Consider the following 23255-nt stretch of genomic DNA (forward strand, 5'->3'; position numbering starts at 1 on the left):
GCCTTGTCTAACCTTCGCTCGTCGACTTTTCGGACAGCGCCTAGCGATAGATCAAGGTCGGCAGCCACAGCGAGATGGAGGGCACGAAGGTGACCAGCATCAACACGATCAACAGCGGGATCAGGAACGGCAGGGTCGCCGAGGCGCAGCGTTCGAAGGGCACCTTGGACACCTGCGAGAGCACGTAGAGCACCAGTCCCACCGGTGGCGTCAGCAGGCCAATCATCAGGTTCAGCACCATGACGATACCGAACTGCACCGGGTCGACGCCCAGATTGACCGCGATCGGCAGCAGGATCGGCACCAGGATGGTGATCGCCGCGATGGTCTCCATGAAGCAGCCCACCACGAACAGGATCAACGTCATCAACAGCAGGATGATGGTGGGGTTGGAGGTGACCGCCAGCATCCAGTTGGCGAAGTTCTCGGCCACATGATGACTGGTCAGCAGCCAGGAGAAGATCGACGAGGCGGCGATGATCATCATGATGATCCCGGTGGTCTCGATGGTCTCCATGGTGACCGCCAGCAGTCTCTTGAAGGTCAGGGTGCGATAGACCACCGCCCCCAGCAGCATGGCGTAGATCACCGCGGCGATGGCGGCCTCGGTCGCGGTGAAGATGCCAAGCACGATGCCGCCGACGATGATCACCGGGGTCAGCAGCGACAGAAAGGCACGACGGAAGGTCAAGGCGATCCAGCCCAGGGCGAAGCCGACGTCACGCGGATACTGATAACGCACCGCGTACCAGGCCACCATCAGCATCAGCGAAAGCGCCATCAACAGTCCCGGCACCAGGCCGGCGGCGAACAGCTGACCGATCGAGGCCGAGGCCATCACGCCGTAGATCACCAGCGGCAGGCTAGGCGGAATGATCGGCCCGATGGTGGACGAGGCAGCAGTGATACCCACCGAAAAGCCAGGGTCATAGCCCGCCCGGCGCATCGCCTTGATCTCGATCGCGCCGAGCCCACCGGCGTCGGCCACTGCGGCACCGGACATGCCGGCAAAGATGACCGAGGCGCCGACGTTGACGTGGCCGAGCCCCCCGGGCATCCAGCCCACCAGGGCCCTGGCGAAATCGAAGATACGACTGGTGATACCGGCCGAGTTCATCAGCGCACCGGCCAGGACAAAGAAGGGAATCGACAGCAGCGGGAAGCTGTCCATGCCACCGACCATACGGTGCAGCACGATAAAGTCGGGGACGCTGCCATCGACCAGGATCGCCGCCAGCGACGAGGCGCCAAGCGCCACCATCACCGGAAAGCCCATCACCAGCATCAGCAGCAGGCCTCCGAACAGGACCAGTAGCGTCATGATGCCTCCTCGCCGGTGGTGTCAGCTCGCTGCGCCGCCAGCCACTGTTTCGGACCGCTCGCCCGCACCAGCTGCCAGGCCTGACGCAGCGCCATGATGGCGATGCTCAACAGCACCACGCTGTAGAGTGTGTCCATGCCGACCGCCATCGAGGTCATCTTCTGGGCGCTCATCAGCGGCAGGATCTTCCAGGTGACCCACCCCAGCAGCACAAAATAGACGAGCTGGCCCAGGTCGACCAGCCAGATCATCGCCGCCGAGGCACGCAGGGGAAGGTAGCGATACAGCAGTTCGAGGCGGATGTGGCTGCGCTTGCGCACCCCCACGGTCGCCGCCAGAAAGCCGACGCAGATCAGTAGATAGCGGGCGACCTCCTCGGTCCAGCCCAGCGGCGAGCCAAGCACGTAGCGGCTGAAGAACTGGGCGAACACCACCGCTGCCATGGTCCAGAAGACCACCAGGGTGAGCGCGTCCTCAAGCCCGATGTCGCGCCAGGCGAAGGTCGGGCCGTCGTCGTCAAAGTCGATATCCGGGCCTTGCGGCCCCTCACGGGCATCCTCCCGGGATGCCCGTGCGGGGCCCAGAGCCTCGCTGTCAGTGTGGTTCATAGCGTTATTCCCGAGGCGTTACAGCGCCTGCAAGCGATCGAATTGTTCCTGGGTCCAGGTCGCCTCGTCGCCGTTGAGCACCGGCAACGTCTTCTCGCGGAAGGCCTCACGCTCGACCTCCAGCACCTCCACGCCCTGCTCCTTGAACCAGTCGATGGATGCCAGCTCCTGCTCGCGCACATCGTCGGAGACCTTCCTGGCCACCTCGCCGAGCACCTCGCGGAAGATCTGCTGATCCTCCTCGGACAGGCCGTTGAAGAAGGGACCGCCGGCAACGATCAGGTTGGAGCCGGTCACGTGGCCGGTCAGGTTGATGTAGTCCTGGACCTCGTAGAACTTCTTGGCGCGGATGGTCGGCAAGGGGTTCTCCTGGGCGTCCACCACCCCCTGCTGCAGGGCCAGATAGACCTCGGAGAAGGCCACCGGTGTCGGCTGGGCGCCGACCGCACGGGGGAACAGGCTGTAGATGGGCGCATTGGGCACCCGAATCTTGAGGCCTTCCATGTCGGCGGGTTCGACGATGGGGGTATTGGAGGTCACGTGGCGCTGGCCGTAGTAGCAGTCACCCAGGATCACGTTGCCGCCGGAGGCATCGCGGTAGCCGTCGGCGAATTCTGCGAACAGCTCGCTGTCGGCGTAGGCCTTCCAGTGTTCGTAGTCACGGAACACGAAGGGGGCGTCGGACAGCGCCAGCGGCCCGTAGGTCTGGGCGGCGAAGCTCTGGCCGGTGTAGATGATGTCGACGGTGCCGAGCACCAGCCCCTGGTTGATCTCGACCTCCTTGCCTAGGGTCGAGGCGGGGAAGACCTCCACTTCGTAGCGACCGTCGGTACGCTCGGCGATCTGCTCGGCGCCCCACTCGGCCCAGTGATGGTAGGCCTCGGAGGGTTCGTACACATGGGCCCACTGGACGGTGTCGGCAGCCTGGGCAGCACTGGCGGCGGCGGCGAGACCTACGCTCAGGGTCAGCGGCAGAAGAGTCAGGCGTGTCATCGGATGCTCCTTTTTCATTGTTGCTATTGGTTGCTGTCGGTTGCTGTCGGTGCTTGAAAATCCGTTCAGTAGATCAATGCATCGCCGCCCCGGTGGCCTTCGCCTCGGGCGCTGCAGCGTCGCGCCGGGCGTCCTGCCCCAGGCCCGCATCCTCGCCGATAAAGTCGGCGCAGCGGCTGCCCAGCATCATCGCCGGGGCGGTGGTGTTGCCGGCGGGTATATCGGGCACCGCGGACATGTCGCAGACCCTCAGCCCGCGCACCCCACGAACTTGCAGTCGTGCGTCGAGCACCGCCATGGGGTCGTCATCGGCACCCATGGCCGCAGTTCCGGCCGGGTGGTAGTTGGTCTTGACGAAGCGTCGGCAGTGTTCGAGCAGCTCATCGTCGCTGGCGCCGCTTCCGGCGAAGGGCAAGGCCACACCGTGCAGGTTTTCCTTGAGCGGTGACTGTTCGAAGGCACGCAGAAAGAACTTCTGCCCTTCCACCATCGCCTGCATATCGTCGGGATGGCCGAGCAGGTTGGGCGACACCCGCGGCATGTCGCCGGGGTCGGCCGAGCGCAGAAGAACGCTGCCTCTGGCCTTGGGCTTGACCACCACGGTGGTCACCGTCAGGCCGTAGTCGTCCTTGAGCGCGTCCCGGGTATCCCGGTCCAGGTAGACGATGGGTACGCAGAAGGCCTGGATGGTCGGTGCCGCCTGAGGATCGACGGGGTTGACGAAGGCGCCCGCCTCGACCCCGGCCGAGGTCACCGGGCCACTGCCGAACAGCTTGAACTGGAGCCCGTTGGCCAGCATCCGCCAGCCGACGCCCTGGCGATAGTAGCCACACGGGGTCCTGGCGTAGGCGGTGATCGGCACCTCGGGATGGTCGATCAGGTTCTGCCCCACCCCCGGCAGGTCCGCCTTTACCGCAATGTCGTGTTGCGCCAACTGCTCGGCCGGCCCGATACCCGAGAGCATCAGAAGCTTCGGGGTCACCAGCGCACCCGCCGCCAGGATCACCTCGCCCTGCGCGCGCACCCGGTGCACCTTGCCCTTGCGGTCGCGGTACTCGACGCCCACGGCGCGTCCGTCTTCGACCAGTACCTGCTGGACCTCGCAGTCGAGCGCGACCTCGAGCCCCGGGTGCTCGCGCAGCGGCTCCACGTAGGCGTAGGCAGCAGAGCAGCGCTTGCCCGCCCGATTCATGAACTGATAGAAGCCGACCCCGGTCTGACGCTCGCCATTGAAGTCGCCGTTGTAGGGCAGCCCCGCCGCCTGGGCGGCCTGGATAAACCAGCGCGAGGCCACATCCACATGACCGGGGTCGGAGACCTTGAGTGGCCCGCCGCGCCCGTGGCGATCATTGACCAGGCGGTCGTTGTCCTCCATCCGGCGAAAGTGCTCGAGCACCCCTTGCCAGGACCAGTCGGCCCTCGCCGCGTTGCCGGCGAGTCGCCGATCCCAGTCGTCGTAGTCCTCGGGCCGCCCGCGCATGTAGACCTGGGCATTGACCGAGGTGCCGCCGCCGAGCACGTGGCCCTGGGGAATGTCGTGGACGCGTCCCCCCAGATGAGCCTGCGGCTCGGTCTGGTGATAGCGCATGAACTTCGAGCCATTGATCATCTTGAAGATGCCCGGGGGCATGTCGAGCAGCGGGTGGTGGTGGGACGAGCCCGCCTCCAAAAGCAGCACCCTGGCACCCTGCTCGCGCACCAGGCGGGCGGCTACCACGCACCCGGCGGCCCCGCCCCCGACAACAATATGATCGACGTCGCTCACTCGTTCTCTCCTGCAAAGAAGGTGCTGCGCACAAACTCCCATGAGGCCTCGAGGTGATCGACCAGGGCGCGCTCCGCCGCGTCGGGATCACGCATCAGGATGGCCTCGTAGATCGCCTGGTGTGCCAGGAAGTTGTCGTGATTGCGCTGCTCGCTGCGTGGCATCCGGCTCCACTGGGGCGCCAGCCACTCGACAAAGCCTGCGTGAATGGCCGGATAGGCCGGGTTGCCCGAGATGGTGTAGAGCACCCGGTGAAAGGCCACGTCGGTGGCGTAGAAGCGCTCGGAATCGCAGATCGCCGCCTGGTTGTCGTCCAGTGCATCCTTCAGCCGCTTGAGGTCGTCCTTGCCCGCCCCGGTGGCGGCGTCCCGCACCAGCACCCGCTCGAACAACACCCGCACCTGGTAGAGGTCATGTACGCCTCGGGAGTTATCGAGCAGGTGCTTGATCACCCCTCCCGCCGCCTGCATCGCCGAACTCGCATCCGGGCGACAGACGATCGGGCGATAGCGCGGACGACTCTTCAAGAATCCCTTGGCGGTGAGCGCGGTGATCGCCTCGCGAATCACGGTGCGACTGGCGCCGTACTGCTCCATCAGCGCCCGCTCAGCGGGCAGCGGACGTCCTTCCTCCAGCTCGCCGGCAACGATGGAGCGCTCAATATCCAGAGTGATCGAGTCCGCACTGCGTCCGCTCATACAACACCTCGTTTATCGTCGTACCAAACTAATCATTAAATTCTCGACCAACAACTACAACCAATGGCCAATATCGCCATAACAACCCGTAAAATCTCTATATTTCATAAACTTGAAGAAAATATAGACAATGGTCGTAGTACCTTACGCTTGCCAGCCACCTCGACCATCAACAGTATATGGTCGTACCAAACGTCATTTCAGCGTTATCCAACAGACGTTCTGACCACCCCAACGTTGTTCTGGCGTTACCCAATCATCGTTATGGCCTTACCCAACAGAGGACGCCCCATGGATTTCCAACAGTTCGGTGCCACCCCCCTGGAAGGCCGCATGTGGGTCGACGGTAGCTGGTTTGAGCATGCCGGCTCCCACGCCATCGAGGTGGACAACCCGGCCAGCGAGGCGCTGCTTGGCCAGGTCCCCGCCGGTGACGCCGCCGCCGTGGACGCCGCCGTCGCCGCGGCCACCAGGGCTCAGTCCGACTGGGCCAGGCGACCGGCCAACGAGCGTGGCAAGCTGCTGACCCGCTGGGCCGAGGAGATCGATCGCCATCTCGAACCCTTCGCCCGGCTGATTGCCCTGGAGCAGGGCAAACCCCTGTCCCAGGCTCGCGGCGAGGTCGGCGCCTGCAGCGAATTTCTGCGCTACAGCGCCCAGTGGGCCAGACGCATCGAAGGCGACATTCTGCCCTCGGACAATCGCCACGAGGAAATTCAGATTCGCTCGCTGCCGCTCGGGGTGGTCGCCGGACTGGCCGCCTGGAACTATCCGGCGGCCCTGGCCACGCGCAAGGCCGGCCCCGCCCTGGTGGCGGGCAACACCTTTATCCTCCTGGGTCACGAGATCACCCCCTTCGCCGGACTTTATCTGGCGGCGCTGTCCGAGCGCGCCGGGTTTCCGCCCGGCGTCTTCAACGTGGTGACCGGCCAGGGACCGGTGGTGGGCCAGGCGCTGGTGGAGCACCCCGACACCGACCTGATCACCATGACCGGCAGCACCCGGGCGGGGCGCCAGATCTTTCGCAGCGCCGCCGAGGAACTCAAGATCGTGCGGCTGGAGCTCGGCGGCAAGGCGCCCTTCATCGTGATGGAAGACGCCGACGTCGACGCCGCGGTGAAGGCCGCCGTCACCGCGCGCTATACCAACTGCGGCCAGATCTGCACCTGCAGCGAGCGTATCTACCTGCATCGCCAGATCGCCGACGAGTTCATCGACAAGTTCATCGCCGCCTCGCGCGCACTGAGCATCGGCAATCCGCTGGATGACCCCGACATGGGCCCCAAGGTCAGCCGTGGCGAACGCGACAAGGTCGCCGCCATGGTCCAGCGCGGTATCGCCCAGGGCGACAGCGTGCTGCTCGAAGGCGGCCCGCTCGACTCAGGCGACTACGCCAAGGGCTACTGGATCGCCCCGACCATCGTCGAGACCCGGGACAATCGCTCACCGCTGATCGACGACGAGGTGTTCGGACCGGTGGTGCCGATCCAGCGGGTCGACGACTTCGAGCAGGCCCTGGCCTTCGCCAACGACACCTCCTACGGCCTTTCGGCCTATGTCTTCACCCGCGACCTCAAGCGGCTGATGCGGCTGCCCTCGGAGCTGCGCTTCGGCGAGATCTACTTCAATCGCGCCAACGGCGAGCAGGTCCACGCCTATCACTCGGGCTGGGGCCACTCCGGCGTCGGCGGCGAGGACGGCAAGTACGGTTTTTCCGCCTACTTCAAGAAGCAGACGATGTACGTCAACTGGGGCGATTGAACGCCCCCTCCCTGCAGCACGGAGCACTGCCGACGCGGTGCTCTTTTGACAACAAGCACAATAGCCCAGGAGAACACGATGCCTTCGACCCACCACTCCCCGACTGCCCGTCACCCCCGCGCCCGCCGCCTGGCGGGGCTTGCCACCGCCGCCCTGCTGGGACTTTCCGCCATGCCCGGCTGGGCCCAGCAGTTGCCGCCGCTGGAACAGAAGGACAGCTACCGGGTGGGCTTCGCCCAGATGGAAAGCAACAACCCCTGGCGCATCGCCGAGACCCAGTCGTTTCGGGATATTGCCCCCGAGTGCAACTGGCAGCTGACAGTGACCGACGCGGCCGGTTCCGCCGCCAAGCAGGTCGCCGACGTGGACAGCATGATCGCCCAGGGCGTCGATGCGATCTTCCTGCCCCCGCGCGAGGAAAAGGCGCTGATCCCGGCGGTGATGAAGGCCCGTGCGGCAGGCATCCCGGTGTTCCTGGTCGACCGTATCGTCGATGACGAGGTCGCCAAGGCCGGTGAGCACTATGTCAGCTTCCTCGGCTCCGACTTCATCGAGCAGGGGCGCATCGCCGCCCAGTGGCTGGTCGATAACTTCGAAGGCGATCAGGCCCACATCATCGAGCTCGAGGGCACCACCGGCGCCTCCTCGGCCAATGACCGCAAGGAAGGCTTCGATGCGGTCATCGCCGAACAGGACAACATGGAGATCATCGCCTCCCAGTCCGGCGACTTCGCCCGCGATACCGGCCGCCAGGTGATGGAGACGCTGCTTCAGGCCCATCCTGAGGTCAACGTGGTCTACGCCCACAACGACGAGATGATCATCGGTGCCATCCAGGCGCTGGAACTGGCCGGACGCACCCCAGGCGAGGACGTGCTGCTGGTCTCCATCGACGGCACCCGCGACGCCCTGCAGGCGATCCTCGACGGCAAGCTCGGGGTCAGCGTCGAGTCGTCGCCGCGCTTTGGTCCGATGGCCTGCGACGTGCTCAACCGCTACGCCGCCGGCGAGACCATCGAGCCCTGGGTGCGCGTCGAGGACCGTGTCTTCACCCAAGACAACGCCGCCGAGCATATCGACGACGCCTATTGAGCTGAGCCACGCCGGTTGATCCCGACCTGACATTCCAACCAGGTACCACGTCATGACAGCGCTTATCGACATGCGCGACATCCACAAGCGGTTTGGAGGTACCGTCGCCCTCGACGGCGCCTCACTCACGATCGCGCCGGGTGAGGTGCACGCCCTGATCGGCCAGAACGGGGCGGGCAAGTCCACCCTGATCAAGGTTCTGACCGGGGTCTACACACCGACCAGCGGCCAGATCCTGCTCGACGGCAAGCCTGTGGCCTTCTCCGGCCCGCGCCGGGCGCAGCAGGCTGGCGTTGCCACCATCTACCAGGAGCTCAACCTGGTGCCGCTGCGCTCGGTCACCGAGAACATGATGATGGGCTTCGAGCCGCTTCACTGGTGGGGCGGGATCGACTGGCCCCAGGCCCATCGACGGGCCCGCACGGTGCTCGAGGAGCTGGGGCTGGACATCGACGTCCGCCGTCCGCTCAGCGAGTACTCCACCGCCATCCAGCAGCTGGTGGCCATCGGCCGAGCGGTGTCCCAGCAGGTCAGGCTGGTGATCATGGACGAGCCGACCAGCTCGCTGGACGAACGCGAGGTCCAGCGGCTGTTCGAGGTCATCCGGCTGCTCAAGTCCCAGGGCACCTCGGTGCTGTTCGTCTCGCACTTCCTCGAGGAGCTCTACGCGGTGTGCGACTGCGCCACCATCATGCGCAACGGCGCCACGGTGGAGCAGCGTACCCTCAGCGAGACACCACGCCTGGAGCTGGTGGCCTCCATGCTTGGCCGCAAGGCCTCGGACATCCAGGCAAGCGGCACCACCAGCTTTCGTGAGATGGAACTCGACACCGACGAGACGCTGCTCGAGGTCGAGTCCCTGGCCACCGACAAGGGCCTGCGAGGCGCCTCGCTGGAGGTGCATCAGGGCGAGATGGTCGGCCTCGGAGGTCTGCTCGGGGCCGGTCGCAGCGAGCTTGCCCGCGCCCTGTTCGGGCTCGATCGCACCACCCGGGGCAGCATGCGGCTGGCCGGCCAGCGCTACGCCCCCCGCCACAGCCGCGACGCCATCGCTGCGGGGGTGGCGCTGCTCAGCGAAGACCGCAAGGTCGAGGGCATCATCCCCGAGATGAGCGTGCGCGAGAACATGACCCTGCCCCTGCTCGGTACGCTGAGCCGTCGTGGCGTCATTCAAAGGCGGCGCGAGCGCGAACTCGCCGCACACTTTATCGAGGCGCTCAAGATCAAGACCGCCTCCATGGAACAACCCATCGGCCAGCTGTCCGGCGGCAACCAGCAGAAGGTACTGCTGGCGCGTTGGCTGGCGACCCAGCCGCGACTGCTGATCCTCGACGAGCCGACCCGTGGCGTCGATATCGGCGCCAAGCGCGAGATCCAGCGCATCGTCCAGGACTATCAGGCCCAGGGCGGCGCGGTGCTGATGATCAGCTCGGAATTCGAGGAACTCGCCGAGGGCGCCCAGCGGGTGGTGATCATGCACGAAGGCCACTCGACCCGGGTGCTCGACAACCCCGGGCTCAGCGAAGACGCCCTGGTCACCGCCATCGCCACCGCCCAGCACGACCGAGCCGACGGCGCGGCGCGTGACGACGCTGCACCGTCTGCTACCGCCACCGACCACCAGGAGACCGCACCATGACGTCGCTCCACTCCTCCCGTCAGGCGACGCCCCGGTCGGCCAGCCCGCGATGGCGCCAGGCCATGCCGGTGAATCCCCGCAGCCTGGCGCTGCTCTTCGCCCTGCTGGCACTGATCCTGTTCAATGTCGCGATCACCCCCAACTTTCTCGAGTGGCAGACGCTGTCGGTCAATGTCTCCCAGGTGTCGACCATCGCCATCGTCGCCATCGGCATGACCCTGGTCATCGCCACCGGTGGCATCGATCTGTCGGTGGGCGCGGTGATGGCCCTGGCCGGTGCCCTGGCGCCGCTGATCTTTCTGTCGGAGTTCGGCCAGCAGGCGCCGCTGGCGATGACCCTGGTGGCCATCGTCGTGGCCCTGGCGGTCGCCGTGGCCTGTGGGCTGTTCAACGGCGTGCTGGTCAGTCGCTTCGGCGTGCAGCCGATCATCGCCACCCTGGTGCTGTTCATCTCCGGCCGCGGTCTGGCCCAGGTGCTGACCAACGGCAACCTGCAGACCTTCGACAATCCCGCCTTCGAGTTCCTCGGCGCCGGTCGGCTACTCGGCCTGCCCTTCCAGGGCTGGCTGGTGGTGGTCATCGCCCTGGTGGTGGCCTGGGTCATCGCCCGCACCCGTTACGGCCGCTACCTGCTGGCCACCGGCGGCAACCCCCAGGCGGCACGCATGGCCGGGGTCCCGGTGACCCGCGTCAAGCTCGCGGCCTACACCAGCTGTGCTCTGCTCGCCGGCCTCGCCGGGCTGATCACCGTGGCCATCAATTCCGCCTCGGACGCAGCCAAGAACGGCAACCTGATGGAGCTCGACGCCATCGCCGCGGCGGTGGTCGGCGGCGCCCTGCTCAAGGGCGGCAAGGCCCCCATCGCCGGGGTCATCCTCGGCGCCGCGATCATTCAGGTGGTGCGCTATACCCTGCTCGCCAATGGCGTCGCCGACGAGGTGGCGCTGGTGGTGAAGGCCGCCATCATCGTGCTGGCGGTGTACCTCCAGACGCCCAGAGGAGCCCACTGACATGACCACCGTCTCCTGGCGCCAGCGCCTTGCCGACAATGGCCAGGCCACCGGGGTCTGCGTGATCCTGCTGGCACTGGTCTGCCTCGGCCTGATCCGCTACGACAATTTCGGCAGCGCCTACAATCTTTCGTCCTTTCTCAACTACAACGCCATGTTCGTGCTGATCAGCCTGGGCATGTGCCTGGTGATCATCACCGGTGGCATCGACCTGTCGGTGGGCACGGTGGCGGCGCTGTCCTCGGTCACCGCCGCCTACGTCAGCCCCTACGGCCTGGTCCCGGCGCTCCTGGCGGGGCTCGCCACCGGACTGGCGGCGGGTCTGGTCAATGCGGTGATGATCACGCGCCTGCATATCCCTCCCTTTATCGCCACCCTGGCGAGCCTGCTGGCGGCCAAGGGCACCGCCCTGATCATCAGCGGCAACCAGACGGTGCCGGTGGACTGGGCCAGCGGCTTTACCCGACTGGGGATGGAGTCGATCGGCGGCCTGCTGCCCTGGAGCTTCGCCATCACCCTGGTGGTCGGCGCCGGTCTCTGGTGGCTGCTGGAACAACGCCCCATCGGCCGCACCATGCTCGCGGTGGGCGACAACGAGGAAGCCGCCCACCTGATGGGCCTGCCCGCACGCAAGGCGAAGACCCTGGCCTACCTGATCAGCGGTGGTTGTGCCGGGCTCGCCGGGGTCTTTCTGGCCTCGGGCTTTGGCGCCGGCCAGCCGCTGGAGGGACTAGGCTGGGAGTTGACCGCCATCGCCGCCGTCGTCGTCGGCGGCACCCTGCTGACCGGCGGCAAGGGGTCGCTGGTGGCGACGCTGATCGGCGCCTTGATGCTCGGTCTGATCTTCAACCTTTTGAACTTCGAAAACGGACTCGGCACCTTCAACCTCAGCGCCTACTGGCAGATGGTCATCCGCGGCGCCTTTCTCTTCGTCGTGATCGCGATCCAGGTGCAGATCACGCGCACACGCAACACAGGATAATCCTCCCATGTCGACGATCACCTCCATCGAGCTCGACCTCTACCGACTGCCGCTGAGCGAGCCCATGGGCGATGCCAAGCATGGCGTGCACACCGACTTCGAGGTCGTGACCGCCACCGTCACCACCGCGGATGGCCACAGCGGTACCGGCTACACCTATACCGGCGGGCGCGGCGGACACGCCATCCTGGCACTGCTCGAGCACGACCTGGCGCCGATGCTGCTGGGGCGTGACGCCGGTGACATCGCCGGCTGCTACGACGACATGCTATGGCATATCCACTACGTGGGCCGCGGCGGCATCGCCGCCTTCGCCATCTCGGCGCTGGATATCGCGCTGTGGGACCTCAAGGGCCGCCGCCTCGGCCAGCCGCTATGGCAGATGGCCGGCGGCCAGGGCCGCCAGTGCCAGGCCTACTTCGGCGGCATCGACCTCAACTTCTCCCTCGAGCGGCTGCTTGCCAACGTTCAGGGCTACCTCGACCAGGGCGCCGAGGCCATCAAGATCAAGGTCGGCCGCCCGACCCTTGCCGAGGATGTCGAGCGGGTGGCGCGGGTACGCGAGCTGATCGGCCCCGAACGTCCCTTCATGGTGGACGCCAACTACGCGCTGAGCGTCGATGGCGCCATCGAGGCTGCCAGGGCCTTCGCGCCCTATGACATCACCTGGTTCGAGGAACCCACCCTTCCCGATGACTACCAGGGCTATGCCCGCATCGCCGAGGCGACCGGCATGCCCCTGGCCATGGGCGAGAACCTGCACACCTCTCACGAATTCGGCTACGCCTTCGAACAAGCGCGGCTATCCTTCATCCAACCCGACGCCTCCAACTGCGGCGGTATCAGCGGCTGGCTCGATGTCGCCCGCCAGAGCCGCCACTACGGCCTGCCCATCTGCAGCCACGGCATGCAGGAATTGCACGTAAGCCTGGTGTCGGCCCAGCCCAACGCCGGCTGGATGGAGATCCACTCCTTCCCCATCGATCACTACACCCGACGTCCGCTGGTCCTCGACCAGGGTCGCGCGGTGGCCCCGGACAGCCCCGGCATCGGGGTCGAGTTCGACCGCGACCGGATGGCCCCCCATCGCACCGGCGGTGCACGGCTCGGCAGCGACAGCGGTGCCGAGCGCCAGCAGCACAGCGCCTGAATTCTCCCTCTTCACAACGCCCCGACGACACGAGGAACCCCCATGGAAGCACTGGTCTATACCGGCCCCCGCCAGGTCGAGGTCACCGAGGTGCCGGAGCCCACCGAGCGGGCCGGCGCCGTCAAGGTTCGCATGCTCTACTGCGGTGTCTGCGGCACCGACATCGGCATCTACTCGGGCAAGCACCCGCGCGCCCAAGCGCCCCTGGTGCTGGGCCACGAATTCGTCGGCCGCGTGGAGCAGACGCCGCCGGACTCGCGCTTCGCGGTGGGCGACCGAGTGGTGGCCTACCCGCTGATCTCCTGCGGCGACTGCCATCCCTGTCGCAACGGCACCCCGCATGTCTGCGCCAACCTGCGCCTGATCGGCATCGATCGTGACGGTGGCATGACCGACCATCAGTGGATCGACGAAAGCGTGCTGTTCAAGGTGCCGGACAGCCTGTCCGATGAGGTGGCGGCGCTGGTGGAGCCTCTGGCGGTGGTGGTCAGGACCCTGCACCAGGCACGCTTTGCGCTGCTCGACAGCGCAGTGGTGATGGGCGCCGGCCCCATCGGCCTGTTGACCGCCATCGTGCTGCGCCACGCCGGCGCCTCCCGGGTGATCGTCTCCGATGTCGACGAAGGCCGCCTGGGGCTGTGTCGCCAGCTCGGCTTCGATACCGTGGACGTGCGCAGCGAGAGCCTGGTCGAGCGGGTGGCCAGCGCCACCGGCGGCGACGGCGCCGACGCCGTGTTCGAGTGCTCCGGCGTCGAGAGCGCGGCGCTGGAGATGACCAAGGTAGTACGCGTCGGCGGTACCATCTGCCTGACCGCCACCCACAAGGCGGCCCACGCGGTCAATCTGATCGACGTGAATTTCAAGGAGCTGACCCTGATCGGCTCCCGGGTCTACACCCACAAGCAGTTCGGCGACGCCCTGACTCTAGCCGACACCCTGGCCGATGAACTGCGCCAGACCATCACCCAGGTGGTGCCGCTGTCCGACGCGGCCGGTGTCTTCGAGATGATCGCCACGCCCTCCCTCAACACCGTCAAGGTTCTGGTGGACTGCCAATCATGAAGCTGTTCGATCTACACGGCCGCAAGGCCATCGTCACCGGCGGAACCCGGGGCCTCGGCCTCGGCATGGCCGAAGCCCTGCTCGAGGCAGGCGCCGAGGTCGTCATCCTGGGCTCGTCGGAAAAGGTCCATGAGGTCGCCTCGGGCCTGTCCACGTCGACCAGCGCCTGTCATGGCGTGGTCGTCGATCTGGCTAGCCGCCAGCAGCGCAGCGAGGGCTTCGACGCTGCCCTTGCCAAGCTCGGCGGTCGCCTCGACATCCTGGTCAACGCCGCCGGCGTCCAGCGCCGCCACCCTTCCGAGCACTTCCCCGCCGATGACTGGGAGGCGGTGCTCGAGGTCAACCTGACGGCGGTGTTCGAGCTGTGTCAGCTCGCCGCCCGGCATATGCTTAAGCGTAACGTCGAAGGGCCCGACGGCCAGGGCAAGATCATCAATATCGCCTCGCTGCTGTCGTTCTTCGGTGGCATGACGGTGCCGGCCTACGCCGCCAGCAAGGGCGGCGTGATGCAGCTGACCAAGGCCCTGGCCAACGAATGGGCGGCCAAGGGCATCAACGTCAACGCCATCGCCCCGGGCTACATGGCCACCGACATGAATAGCGCACTGCTGGCCGACGAGGGCCGCAACGCCGAGATCACCGCACGCATTCCCGCCGGGCGCTGGGGCAATGGCGAAGACATGAAAGGACCGCTGCTGTTTCTGGCCTCCCCTGCCTCGGACTATGTCCACGGTGTCACCCTGCCCGTCGATGGCGGCTACCTCGGCCGCTGACAGGAGACTTGCATGAAGATCGTCTTTACCGACCTCGACCACGCCAACCACGACGTGGAAACCGAGATCTTCAAGCGCGTGGGCTTCGATGTCCCGCTGCTTGAATGCCAAAGCGAAGATGCGCTGATCGAACAGCTCCAGGGCGTCGATATCGCCCTGAACCAGTACGCCCCCTTCACCCGCCGGGTATTCGAGGCCCTGCCCGATCTCAAGCAGATCGTGCGCTACGGGGTCGGCGTCAACAACGTCGACCTCGAGGCCGCCAGCGCCGCCGGGGTCCAGGTCTGCAACGTCCCGGACTACGGCATGCACGAGGTATCCGATCACGCCCTGGCCCTGAGCCTGGCGCTGATTCGCAAGCTGGTGCCGATGAACGCCGGCTGCCAGGCCGGACGCTGGGAGTACGCCGATGCCATGCCGATCCGACGCCAGACCCGGATGACCGCCGGGGTGGTCGGCCTGGGTCGCATCGGCCGGCTCTACGCCCGCAAGATGGCGGCGCTGGGCTTCAATGTCATCGCCCACGACCGCTACCATCAGCCCAACGCCGAAGACGGCACCGACCAGCTTCGCTGCCTGGAACTCGATGAGTTGTTCCGGGAGGCCGACGTGATCGGGCTGTTCTGCCCCTTGACCGAGGAAACCCGCCATCTGGTGGACGCCGCGGCACTGGAGCGGATGAAGGACTCGGCCTATCTGATCAACACCTCCCGTGGCGGCATCATCGACGAGACGGCCCTGGCCCAGGCCCTGAAGGAAGGCAGGCTTGCCGGCGCCGCCCTGGACACCACCGAGCAGGAACCCTTGCCCGCCGATAGCCCGCTCAGGGGCATCGACAACTGCCTGATCACCCCGCACATGGCTTGGTATTCAGAAGACGCCGCGCAAGAGCTCAAGCGCAAGGTGGCCGAGGAAGCGGTGCGCTTCGCCAGTGGCGAGAAGGTGCTGTGGCCGGTGAACCGACTGCCCGCCTGAAGGCCTCGCCGGCCACCGAAAAGTCTGCCTGGAGAGAACGCGTGGAGTGAACGCCCGGAGACCGCTCCGGGCGCCTTCGGCGTCGTCCGAAAAGTCGACGAGCGAAGGTTAGACAAGGCAAAAATCGGTGCGACAGCGCAGTTTACGGGGTGTAAACGAGCATATTGACCGGACTGACGCACCAGCCGATTTTTAACGCCGTATTACCGAGCGCAGGTACTTTTCAGACAAGCCTCAATAGTCGACCCCGGTCATCACCCAGACCACCCGGGTCTCGATATCGCCGGGGTTGCGGATAAGGTGGGGCTGATCGCCGGTGATGGAGAAGCTGTCGCCCGCCTCCAGCAGATGGCATTGATCACCGATGGTGAGTTCGAGCTGCCCGGCTTCGACGTAGCCGGCCTCTTCGCCCTTGCGCTGCCTGGGCACCTCACCGCCGCTGCCGCCCGGTTCCAGCCGCGTCATGATCAGAATCAACTGGCCGCTGAGACGCGGCGACAGCAGCTCTTCACGGACGCCGATGCCTGAAAATTCCATGGCCCGGCGGCCGGAGGCGCGCACGATCACGTCCCGCTCGTGCTCGGGCACGTCATTGTCGGCCTCGAAGAACCAGCTCACCCGCACCCCCAGCGCCTCGCTGATCGCCTGCAGCACGCCGATGGGCAGCGACGACGCGCCCCGCTCGACCTGGCTCAGATAGCCCACCGAGCGGTTGACCCGTTCGGCAAGCTCGGCCAGCGTCATCTGACGCGCCTTGCGCAGATCGCGGATCTGCTGACCGAGCCGCAGGGCGTCCTGACCCTCGCGGGTATCCCGGGTGGCCTCCTTGCTGGCCTCCTTGCTGGCGTCCTTCGTCCTGGCCATCGCTTTTCCCATCATTATTGGCGTGGACCTAGACTACCAGAGGCTCGACCGGGATCGGATGCCGAGGTGATAAACGCCGGCGTTCCCTGGCCTGCTGCACTCACGCGTCGCTCGGGCTCTGACGCATCGCCCGGGGGCTAAGGCATCGCACGGGGGCTAAGGCATCGCACGACGACTAAGCCGTCAACTAGGGTCAAAGGCGGGACGCTGCTTGCGAAACGCCTGCTTGCGGGTGATCTTGCCATCTCGCACGCTGAACAGATCGACCCCGTCCGCCTCGACTCGCTTGCCGTCTGGCTGGGTGGCGACGAAGGTCGACTCGGAGACGATACGCTCGCCGCCAGCGCCTGGCCCATCGCTGCCACCGTCGGCGACACCGCCCGTGACGAAATAGTGCCTGCCGTTGATCCACTGCACGTCAGGCATGGTCCCCCAGGTGTTCTCGAAGGCCGCCTTGACGGCCTCCCTGCCCACGATGCGGGTGCCATGGGCCTGGTCCCCGGCGACGGTATCGAAGACGATATCGTCGGCAAAGTAGCTCATCACCGCGTCGATATCGTGGGCGTTGAAGGCCGCGAAGAGGCGATTGAGTGTCTCGTTTGTCATTGTCGTCATGGGGTGTGTCTCCTGTCGGGACATGTTGGCCGCTGTGTGTAGCGGTCGCTGTGTGTAGCGGTCGTCGTGAATCCTGGTGGTGAAGAGGACGCCAGGCCTAAGCGGCGCCCTCCATTGCCATGGCTATCGCAGGCTGTCGAGCACCTGGAAGTACCGGTAAAGGGCACGCTGGCCCAGACGACGCACCGGCCTCAGCGGGTGCCCGGGCAAGGGCGAATTGAAGATCGGCAGGTCGGCCTCCTTGAGCGATTCGCCGGCGATCAGCGCCGCCATCTTTTTTGAGGCGTAGGCAGAAAATGCCACGCCATTGCCGCTGTATCCCTGGGCGTAGAAGATGCTGCTGCCGGGGTCCGGCTGCACGATCCTCGGCATCATGTCGTGGGAGATATCCATCCAGCCGTGGGAAAACCAGGGCGTCTCGATACCGGCGATGGCCGGGAACTTTCGTGCGATGGCATCGTGGACCACCTTGAGGTGTCGCGGGTTCTGGGCGTCGGCACCGCTGATCGCGCTACGGGTGCCGATCTGCAGGCGCCTTTCCGGCAGAAAGCGATAGTAGTAGCGCAGCTTGCGGGTATCGGTGGTCAGCACAGTGGAACGAAAGCCGCAGGCCTCGACCTCGTCGTCGGTCAAGGTCCGGGTCCACACCGAGTTGGCCATGATCGGCATATTGCGGTAGGCCGTGACTCGGTGCAGCTGGGGGCTGGTATAACCCGCGGTGGCGATGCCCACGGCACGCGCCCGCACCACACCCCCCGGGGTCCTGAGGTGATGCACCCCACCCTCGGTGGTCCAGCCCTGGACGGGGCTTGCGGTGTGAATCCTGGCTCCGAGCCGCCGTGCCACCCGGGCGTAGCCGTAGGCCAGCTTGAGCGGCTGAACGGCGATTCCCACCGGCTCCAGCATGGCGCCCTGGGCCTCCTGGTCGCCGATGTAACCCTCGAGCACATCATCGCGGCCGAGCACTCGAGTCGGGTAGCCCAGCAGCCGATTGCACAGCCGTGACTCCTCCTTGAGTCCATCGAGTGCCTTGGCGCTGTGAGCGATCAACAGGTTGCCGTGGTTCTGCGGCTCGCAGTCGATCTCGGGGTCCTCGGCCATCGACTGGAACACCTCGAAGCCCTCGAGGCTATTGGCGTGAAGACGCCGGGCGACGTCCTGGCCCCAGCGCTTCACCCACTGGCTGCGACTCAGGCGGCCCCAGGCGAGATGCCCCTGGCCGCCATTGCGGCTGGTGCAACCCCAGCCGATCTGGTTGGCCTCCAGCACGGTCGCCTTGATGCCGTACTCACGCGCCAGAAAGAGCGCAGTGGCAAGGCCTGTAAAACCAGCGCCGATCAGCACCACGTCGACGTCCATGTCGCGATCCACCGGGCCGTCGTCCTGCGGTGGAGGCCCGGCGTGATGGCGCCAGTAGCTCGGCGCGTAGTCCCGCCCGACACCGGGAGTGGCGTCTTTCAACGGGTCATAGCTGGGGTCGAACGGCGTGAGTACTGACATCAGACACTCCTCCTCGATGGTTGGCGGTAAAGGACGACGACACGGGGTTCAAGCTCGATCATCACTATGCCTCTCGCCATTGGCTCCCTGGCGGCCGATCTTGTAAGGCACCATGCCTCGGTGGAAGACGCCGATCCTGTCGTTGTGCACACCGCCTTTCTTGGCGGACTTGAGCATCCGGTAGACCGACACCATGTAGGCGATACCCACCACGAAGAAGGGAGCGCCGACCACGATGGCGAGGCTTCTGATCGCGTCGAAGCCACCGGTCAACTGGAACATGATGCCGGTAAACCCGATCACCACGCCCCACAGCAGGCGCATCGACACCTTGGGGTTTTCATCGCCGTTGGAGACCTGCATGGCGGCAAAGAAGGACGCCGAATCGGAGGTCGTCACCGCGAAGATGACGATATTGAAAAGCACCCCCAGACTCAGCCACCAGCCACCCGGCATGCTCTCGAGCAGGGCATAGATCCCCGACTCGGGCTTTTGCTGCACGCCTTCCCATAGAGGCGCGATACCGGTGACCTCGACGTAGCCGGCGGAGCCTCCCCAGATGCTGAACCAGCCGATTGCCAGCAGCATGGGCACCAGGATCACGCCGACGATGAACTCGCGCAGGGTCCGGCCGCGGGAAATCCGCGCGATGAAGCCGCCGCAGAAAGGGATGTAGGAGATGTACCAGAGCCAGTAGAACACGACCCACCAACCGAGCCATTCACGCTGCTCGAAGTTGCCGGCATCGCTCCAGAACTGCAGCGCAAAGACCTCGCCGAAGTAGTCGCCGACCTGCTGGGTGGCAAGGTTCAGCAGATATTGAGTGGGCGCATGGCCGAAGAACAGCAGCGCCAGCAGAATCGCCCCAGCCATCACCATATTGGCCTGGCTCAGCACCTTGATGCCGCGCTCGACGCCGGTGGCTGCGGAAATCACGTAGGCCACGATCACCACGATCATCACCAGGGCCTGGCCAACGGGACCAAGGTCCCATCCGAACAAGGTCGCCAGACCGTAGTTGATGGAGGCCACCCCGAGCCCGATCATGGTGGCATTGCCGCCGATGGTGCCGATGATCCCCAGGGCATTGGCCAGGCGCCCCCAGACACTGGTGTTGCAGCGCTCTCCCAGGATGCCGTAGAGACCGGTGGCCACCGTCAGCGGCAGGCCCAGGCGGTAGGCCGGAAAGGCGATCGCCCAGGCGGCGATGGCAAACACCGCCCAGCCGTGCATGCCCCAGTCCAGCAAGGTCAGCTGGACGGCCTTGGCGACCCCGGCGGCTTCTCCCGTCGCCCCCATGTCGATGACGTGGGAGGACTGATAGAGGTGGGTCAACGGCTCGGCCACGCTGAAGAACACAAAGCCGATGCCAAAGCCGCAGCTGAACAGCATCGAGATCCAGGCGCCGTAGGAGAACTCCGGCACCTCATCGTCGGCGCCAAGCTTCAGATCACCATAGGGGCTGATCACCAGGTAGAGACAGAACAGCAGCGCACCCCCCATCCCCAGCAAAAAGCCCCAGCCGAAGTTGAAGATCAGAAAGTCACGGGTCGAGGACAACACCTGACCGATCAGGGTCGGAAAGAACAGCGCGCAAGCCATGATCAAGCCGTAGATCAGCAGCACAGGCCAGAACAGCGAGCGATCATACTGGCCGAAGATGCGGCTGACCGGTCCCGCTGGCGGATGGCTTTCGACATTCGTTATCGATTGTTGGGTCATCGAAAACTCCTTGGTGGATGACACCCGAAGGCGGTGACACGCCGCCAAGCCGCAACCCCGGCCCCCGCGACAACGCCGCCGACTTCGAGCAATAGCTGGCGTAAAACGCTTTGACTTCACGAAAATGAAAAATAGCAGCTATTTTTTCACCAACAAGAAACGACGCGGATTTATTTCAAGATTCTAGACCAAAGTTCTAGCCTGGTATCCATCGCTCAGATGCCGTCCAGCGCGCCAGGAAAGCGGCCCATATGCCGGAACATCAGCACCTTGGCGAGACAGGGGCGTCTGTCCCCGAGCGTTGTACGAAGCGCAGACGAAAACGCCCCCGACGAAGTCCGTCGGGGGCGTTGGTATTGAAGGCCGTCACAGGGCCTGGCCGTTACACCGGCGCCGGTGGCTGGGCTGGGCTGATCAGCTCTGGGCTTTGGCCAGCTGAGCCCTGCGCGCGTGCAGTTTCTTGTAGCTCTCGATCAGGCGCTGGTGCTTTTCCAGCCCTTCGAGCGCCATGCTGGTCGGGGTAAGGCCGGGGAAGCGCAACTCGCCGCTGACCACACCGACCACGCTGTCCATGGTCTCGTCCCCGAACATGCGGCGCAGGTTGTAGAGGAAGTCGTCGAGCTCTAGCTCGTCGTCCAGGGTGATCTCCAGCACCGCCCGCACCGCCTGGTAGTAAAGGCCACGCTCGACGGTGTTGTCGTTGTACTGCAGGAACATCTCGACCCGATCCAGCGCCTCCTCGTGCTGGCCGAGCGCCAGGTGGAGCATCAGCTTGAGCTCGAGGATGGTCAGCTGGCCCCAAACGGTGTTCTCGTCGAACTCGATACCGATCAGGGTGATGATGTCCATGTGCTCGTCGATCTGGCTCTCTTCCAGCCGCTCGAGCAGATCCGCGAGCTGGTCGTCGTCGAGACGATGCAGATTGAGGATGTCCTCGCGGTAGTCCAGCGCCATGTTGGTGTTGTCCCACACCAGGTCCTCGACCGGATAGACCTCGGAATAGCCCGGCACCAGGATGCGGCAGACCGGCGCGCCCAGGTCCTCGTGGACCATCATGTAGGCTTCCTTGCCCATCTCCTCGAGGATACCGAACAGGGTCGCCGCCTCCTCGTCGTTGCTGCCGGAGAAGTCCCACTCGACAAACTCGACGTCGGGCCTGGCGCTGAAGAAGCGCCAGGACACCAGCCCAGAGGAGTCGATGAAGTGCTCGACAAAGTTGTTGGGCTCGGTCACCGCCAGCGAGTTGAAGGTGGGCGGCATGAAGTCATTGAGCCCCTCGAAACTGCGCCCCTGCATCAGCTCGGTCAGGCTGCGCTCGATGGCGACCTCGAAGCTCGGGTGGGCGCCGAAGGAGGCGAACACGCCGCCGGTCTTGGGGTTCATCAGGGTCACGCAGGCCACCGGGAACTGGCCTCCGAGGGAGGCATCCTTGACCAGCACCGGGAAGCCCTGGGCCTCCAGCGCCTTCACCCCTTCGACGATGTCCGGATACTTCGCCAGCACCTCCTCGGGCACGTCGGGCAGGGCCAGCTCCTGCTCGAGGATTTGGCGCTTCACACCGCGCTCGAAGATCTCCGACAGGCACTGCACCTGGGCCTCGGCCAGGGTGTTGCCGGCGCTCATGCCGTTGGACAGGTAGAGGTTCTCGATCAGGTTGGAGGGGAAGTAGATCACCTCGCCATCGGACTGGCGCACGAAGGGCAGCGCGACGATGCCGCGCTCGACATTGCCGGAGTTGGTGTCGATCAGGTGGGAGCCCTGAAGCTCGCCGTCGGGATCGAAGATCTCCAGGCAGTAATCGTCGAGGATGCCCTTGGGCAGCTCGTCGTTGGGCCCGGGCTTGAACCACTTTTCACAGGGATAGTGGACGAACTCGCTCGAGGCGATCTCCTCGCCGAAGAACTGGTCGTTGTAGAAGAAGTTGCAGCTCAGCCGCTCGATGAACTCGCCCAGCGCCGAGCACAGTGCGCTCTCCTTGGTCGAGCCCTTGCCGTTGGTGAAGCACATGGGCGAGGCGGCGTCGCGGATGTGCAGTGACCAGACGTGGGGCACGATGTTGCGCCAGGAGGCGATCTCGACCTTCATGCCGAGCTCGGCCAGCATGGCAGTCATGTTGGCGATGGTCTGCTCCAGCGGCAGATCCTTGCCCTCGATCCAGGTGCTCTGGCCCTCTTCCGGCTCCGCCATCAGCAGCGCCTGGGCGTCCTCGTCGAGGTTCTCCACCGTCTCGATCTGGAACTCGGGGCCTGTCTGCACCACCTTCTTCACGGTGCAGCGCTCGATAGAGCGCAGGATGCCCTGGCGGTCCTTGTCGGACAGGTCTTCGGGCAGCTCTACCTGGATCTTGAAGATCTGGTTGTAGCGGTTTTCCGGGTCGACGATGTTGTTCTGCGACAGCCGGATATTTTCGGTGGGGATATCCCGGGCGACGCAGTAGACCTTGACGAAGTAGGCGGCACACAGGGCAGACGACGCCAGGAAATAGTCGAAGGGGCTCGGCGCCGAGCCGTCACCCTTGTAGCGGATGGGCTGGTCGGTGACGACGGTGAAGTCGTCGAACTTGGCCTCGAGCCTCAGGTTGTCGAGAAAATTGACCTTGATTTCCATGGAGTCAGCACCGGAGTAATGGGTTTGGGTCGTCGGACACTCGCCACCGACAACGCCTTTGGAGCGCATTATCCAGTTTTCCCCCGGCGACGTCTTGGCCCGCCGGATGAAATTTGCT

General features: G+C 65.3%; 19 protein-coding genes. 9 read left to right on the forward strand and 10 right to left on the reverse strand.

All coding sequences use genetic code 11. The features are described from left to right. Positions 1-40: 40 nt before the first annotated feature. The 5 genes from NFI08_RS10685 to NFI08_RS10705 all read right to left on the reverse strand — a co-directional run bounded on the left by NFI08_RS10685 (position 41) and on the right by NFI08_RS10705 (position 5385). Positions 41-1321 (reverse strand): TRAP transporter large permease, encoded by a 1281-nt coding sequence (locus NFI08_RS10685; RefSeq protein WP_108131714.1) that lies wholly within the window; start codon positions 1319-1321, stop codon positions 41-43. Continuing rightward, positions 1318-1929, reverse strand: a complete 612-nt coding sequence (locus NFI08_RS10690; protein WP_124802268.1) for a TRAP transporter small permease — start codon at positions 1927-1929, stop codon at positions 1318-1320. The genes NFI08_RS10685 and NFI08_RS10690 overlap by 4 nt, the downstream gene beginning before the upstream one ends. An 18-nt stretch (positions 1930-1947) precedes the next feature. Further along, on the reverse strand, positions 1948-2922 hold the full coding sequence (locus tag NFI08_RS10695; protein ID WP_231498535.1) for a sialic acid TRAP transporter substrate-binding protein SiaP: 975 nt from the start codon (positions 2920-2922) through the stop codon (positions 1948-1950). A gap of 73 nt (positions 2923-2995) precedes the next feature. Further along, positions 2996-4687, reverse strand: coding sequence for a GMC family oxidoreductase (locus tag NFI08_RS10700; protein ID WP_349589253.1), 1692 nt, complete (start codon positions 4685-4687; stop codon positions 2996-2998). Beyond that, positions 4684-5385, reverse strand: a complete 702-nt coding sequence (locus NFI08_RS10705) for an FCD domain-containing protein (protein WP_108131711.1) — start codon at positions 5383-5385, stop codon at positions 4684-4686. The genes NFI08_RS10700 and NFI08_RS10705 overlap by 4 nt, the downstream gene beginning before the upstream one ends. Before the next feature lie 291 nt (positions 5386-5676). On the opposite strand from NFI08_RS10705, the gene NFI08_RS10710 reads away from it, so the two are divergent. From NFI08_RS10710 to NFI08_RS10750, 9 genes are all read left to right on the forward strand, one after another. After that, positions 5677-7146: an aldehyde dehydrogenase family protein gene (locus NFI08_RS10710; protein WP_349589256.1), complete on the forward strand. Its 1470-nt coding sequence runs from the start codon at positions 5677-5679 to the stop codon at positions 7144-7146. A gap of 78 nt (positions 7147-7224) precedes the next feature. After that, positions 7225-8238, forward strand: a complete 1014-nt coding sequence (locus NFI08_RS10715) for an ABC transporter substrate-binding protein (RefSeq protein ID WP_124802272.1) — start codon at positions 7225-7227, stop codon at positions 8236-8238. A 52-nt stretch (positions 8239-8290) separates the two neighbouring features. Continuing rightward, complete coding sequence (locus tag NFI08_RS10720) at positions 8291-9877, forward strand: sugar ABC transporter ATP-binding protein (protein ID WP_221621124.1); 1587 nt, start codon at positions 8291-8293, stop codon at positions 9875-9877. Beyond that, complete coding sequence (locus NFI08_RS10725; protein ID WP_349589261.1) at positions 9874-10887, forward strand: ABC transporter permease; 1014 nt, start codon at positions 9874-9876, stop codon at positions 10885-10887. The genes NFI08_RS10720 and NFI08_RS10725 overlap by 4 nt, the downstream gene beginning before the upstream one ends. Before the next feature lies 1 nt (position 10888). Continuing rightward, a complete protein-coding gene (locus NFI08_RS10730; RefSeq protein ID WP_045995138.1) occupies positions 10889-11869 on the forward strand; it encodes an ABC transporter permease in 981 nt (326 codons plus the stop codon). A 7-nt stretch (positions 11870-11876) separates the two neighbouring features. Next, the gene (locus NFI08_RS10735; RefSeq protein WP_124802276.1) at positions 11877-13019 is read left to right on the forward strand and encodes a mandelate racemase/muconate lactonizing enzyme family protein; all 1143 of its coding nucleotides are present in this window, start codon (positions 11877-11879) and stop codon (positions 13017-13019) included. 42 nt (positions 13020-13061) lie between these two features. Beyond that, complete coding sequence (locus tag NFI08_RS10740) at positions 13062-14081, forward strand: zinc-dependent alcohol dehydrogenase (protein ID WP_124802278.1); 1020 nt, start codon at positions 13062-13064, stop codon at positions 14079-14081. Beyond that, positions 14078-14854, forward strand: coding sequence for an SDR family NAD(P)-dependent oxidoreductase (locus NFI08_RS10745; RefSeq protein ID WP_124802280.1), 777 nt, complete (start codon positions 14078-14080; stop codon positions 14852-14854). The genes NFI08_RS10740 and NFI08_RS10745 overlap by 4 nt, the downstream gene beginning before the upstream one ends. 12 nt (positions 14855-14866) lie before the next feature. Beyond that, the gene (locus NFI08_RS10750; protein ID WP_124802282.1) at positions 14867-15829 is read left to right on the forward strand and encodes a C-terminal binding protein; all 963 of its coding nucleotides are present in this window, start codon (positions 14867-14869) and stop codon (positions 15827-15829) included. Between the two features lie 234 nt (positions 15830-16063). On the opposite strand, the gene NFI08_RS10755 is transcribed toward NFI08_RS10750, so the two are convergent. From NFI08_RS10755 to NFI08_RS10775, 5 genes are all read right to left on the reverse strand, one after another. After that, complete coding sequence (locus NFI08_RS10755) at positions 16064-16693, reverse strand: helix-turn-helix domain-containing protein (protein WP_185696352.1); 630 nt, start codon at positions 16691-16693, stop codon at positions 16064-16066. Positions 16694-16876: 183 nt separating this feature from the next. Further along, a complete protein-coding gene (locus tag NFI08_RS10760; protein ID WP_124802286.1) occupies positions 16877-17308 on the reverse strand; it encodes a nuclear transport factor 2 family protein in 432 nt (143 codons plus the stop codon). Positions 17309-17431: 123 nt separating this feature from the next. Then, positions 17432-18808, reverse strand: coding sequence for an NAD(P)/FAD-dependent oxidoreductase (locus tag NFI08_RS10765; RefSeq protein ID WP_108131703.1), 1377 nt, complete (start codon positions 18806-18808; stop codon positions 17432-17434). Positions 18809-18856: 48 nt separating this feature from the next. After that, the gene (locus NFI08_RS10770; RefSeq protein WP_349589268.1) at positions 18857-20530 is read right to left on the reverse strand and encodes a BCCT family transporter; all 1674 of its coding nucleotides are present in this window, start codon (positions 20528-20530) and stop codon (positions 18857-18859) included. A gap of 414 nt (positions 20531-20944) precedes the next feature. Then, on the reverse strand, positions 20945-23137 hold the full coding sequence (locus NFI08_RS10775) for an OsmC domain/YcaO domain-containing protein (RefSeq protein ID WP_108449885.1): 2193 nt from the start codon (positions 23135-23137) through the stop codon (positions 20945-20947). Between the last annotated feature and the right edge of the window lie 118 nt (positions 23138-23255).

Origin of the sequence: Halomonas sp. EF61 (assembly GCF_040147045.1) — a bacterium.
In the GTDB taxonomy this organism is placed as follows: domain Bacteria; phylum Pseudomonadota; class Gammaproteobacteria; order Pseudomonadales; family Halomonadaceae; genus Halomonas; species Halomonas litopenaei.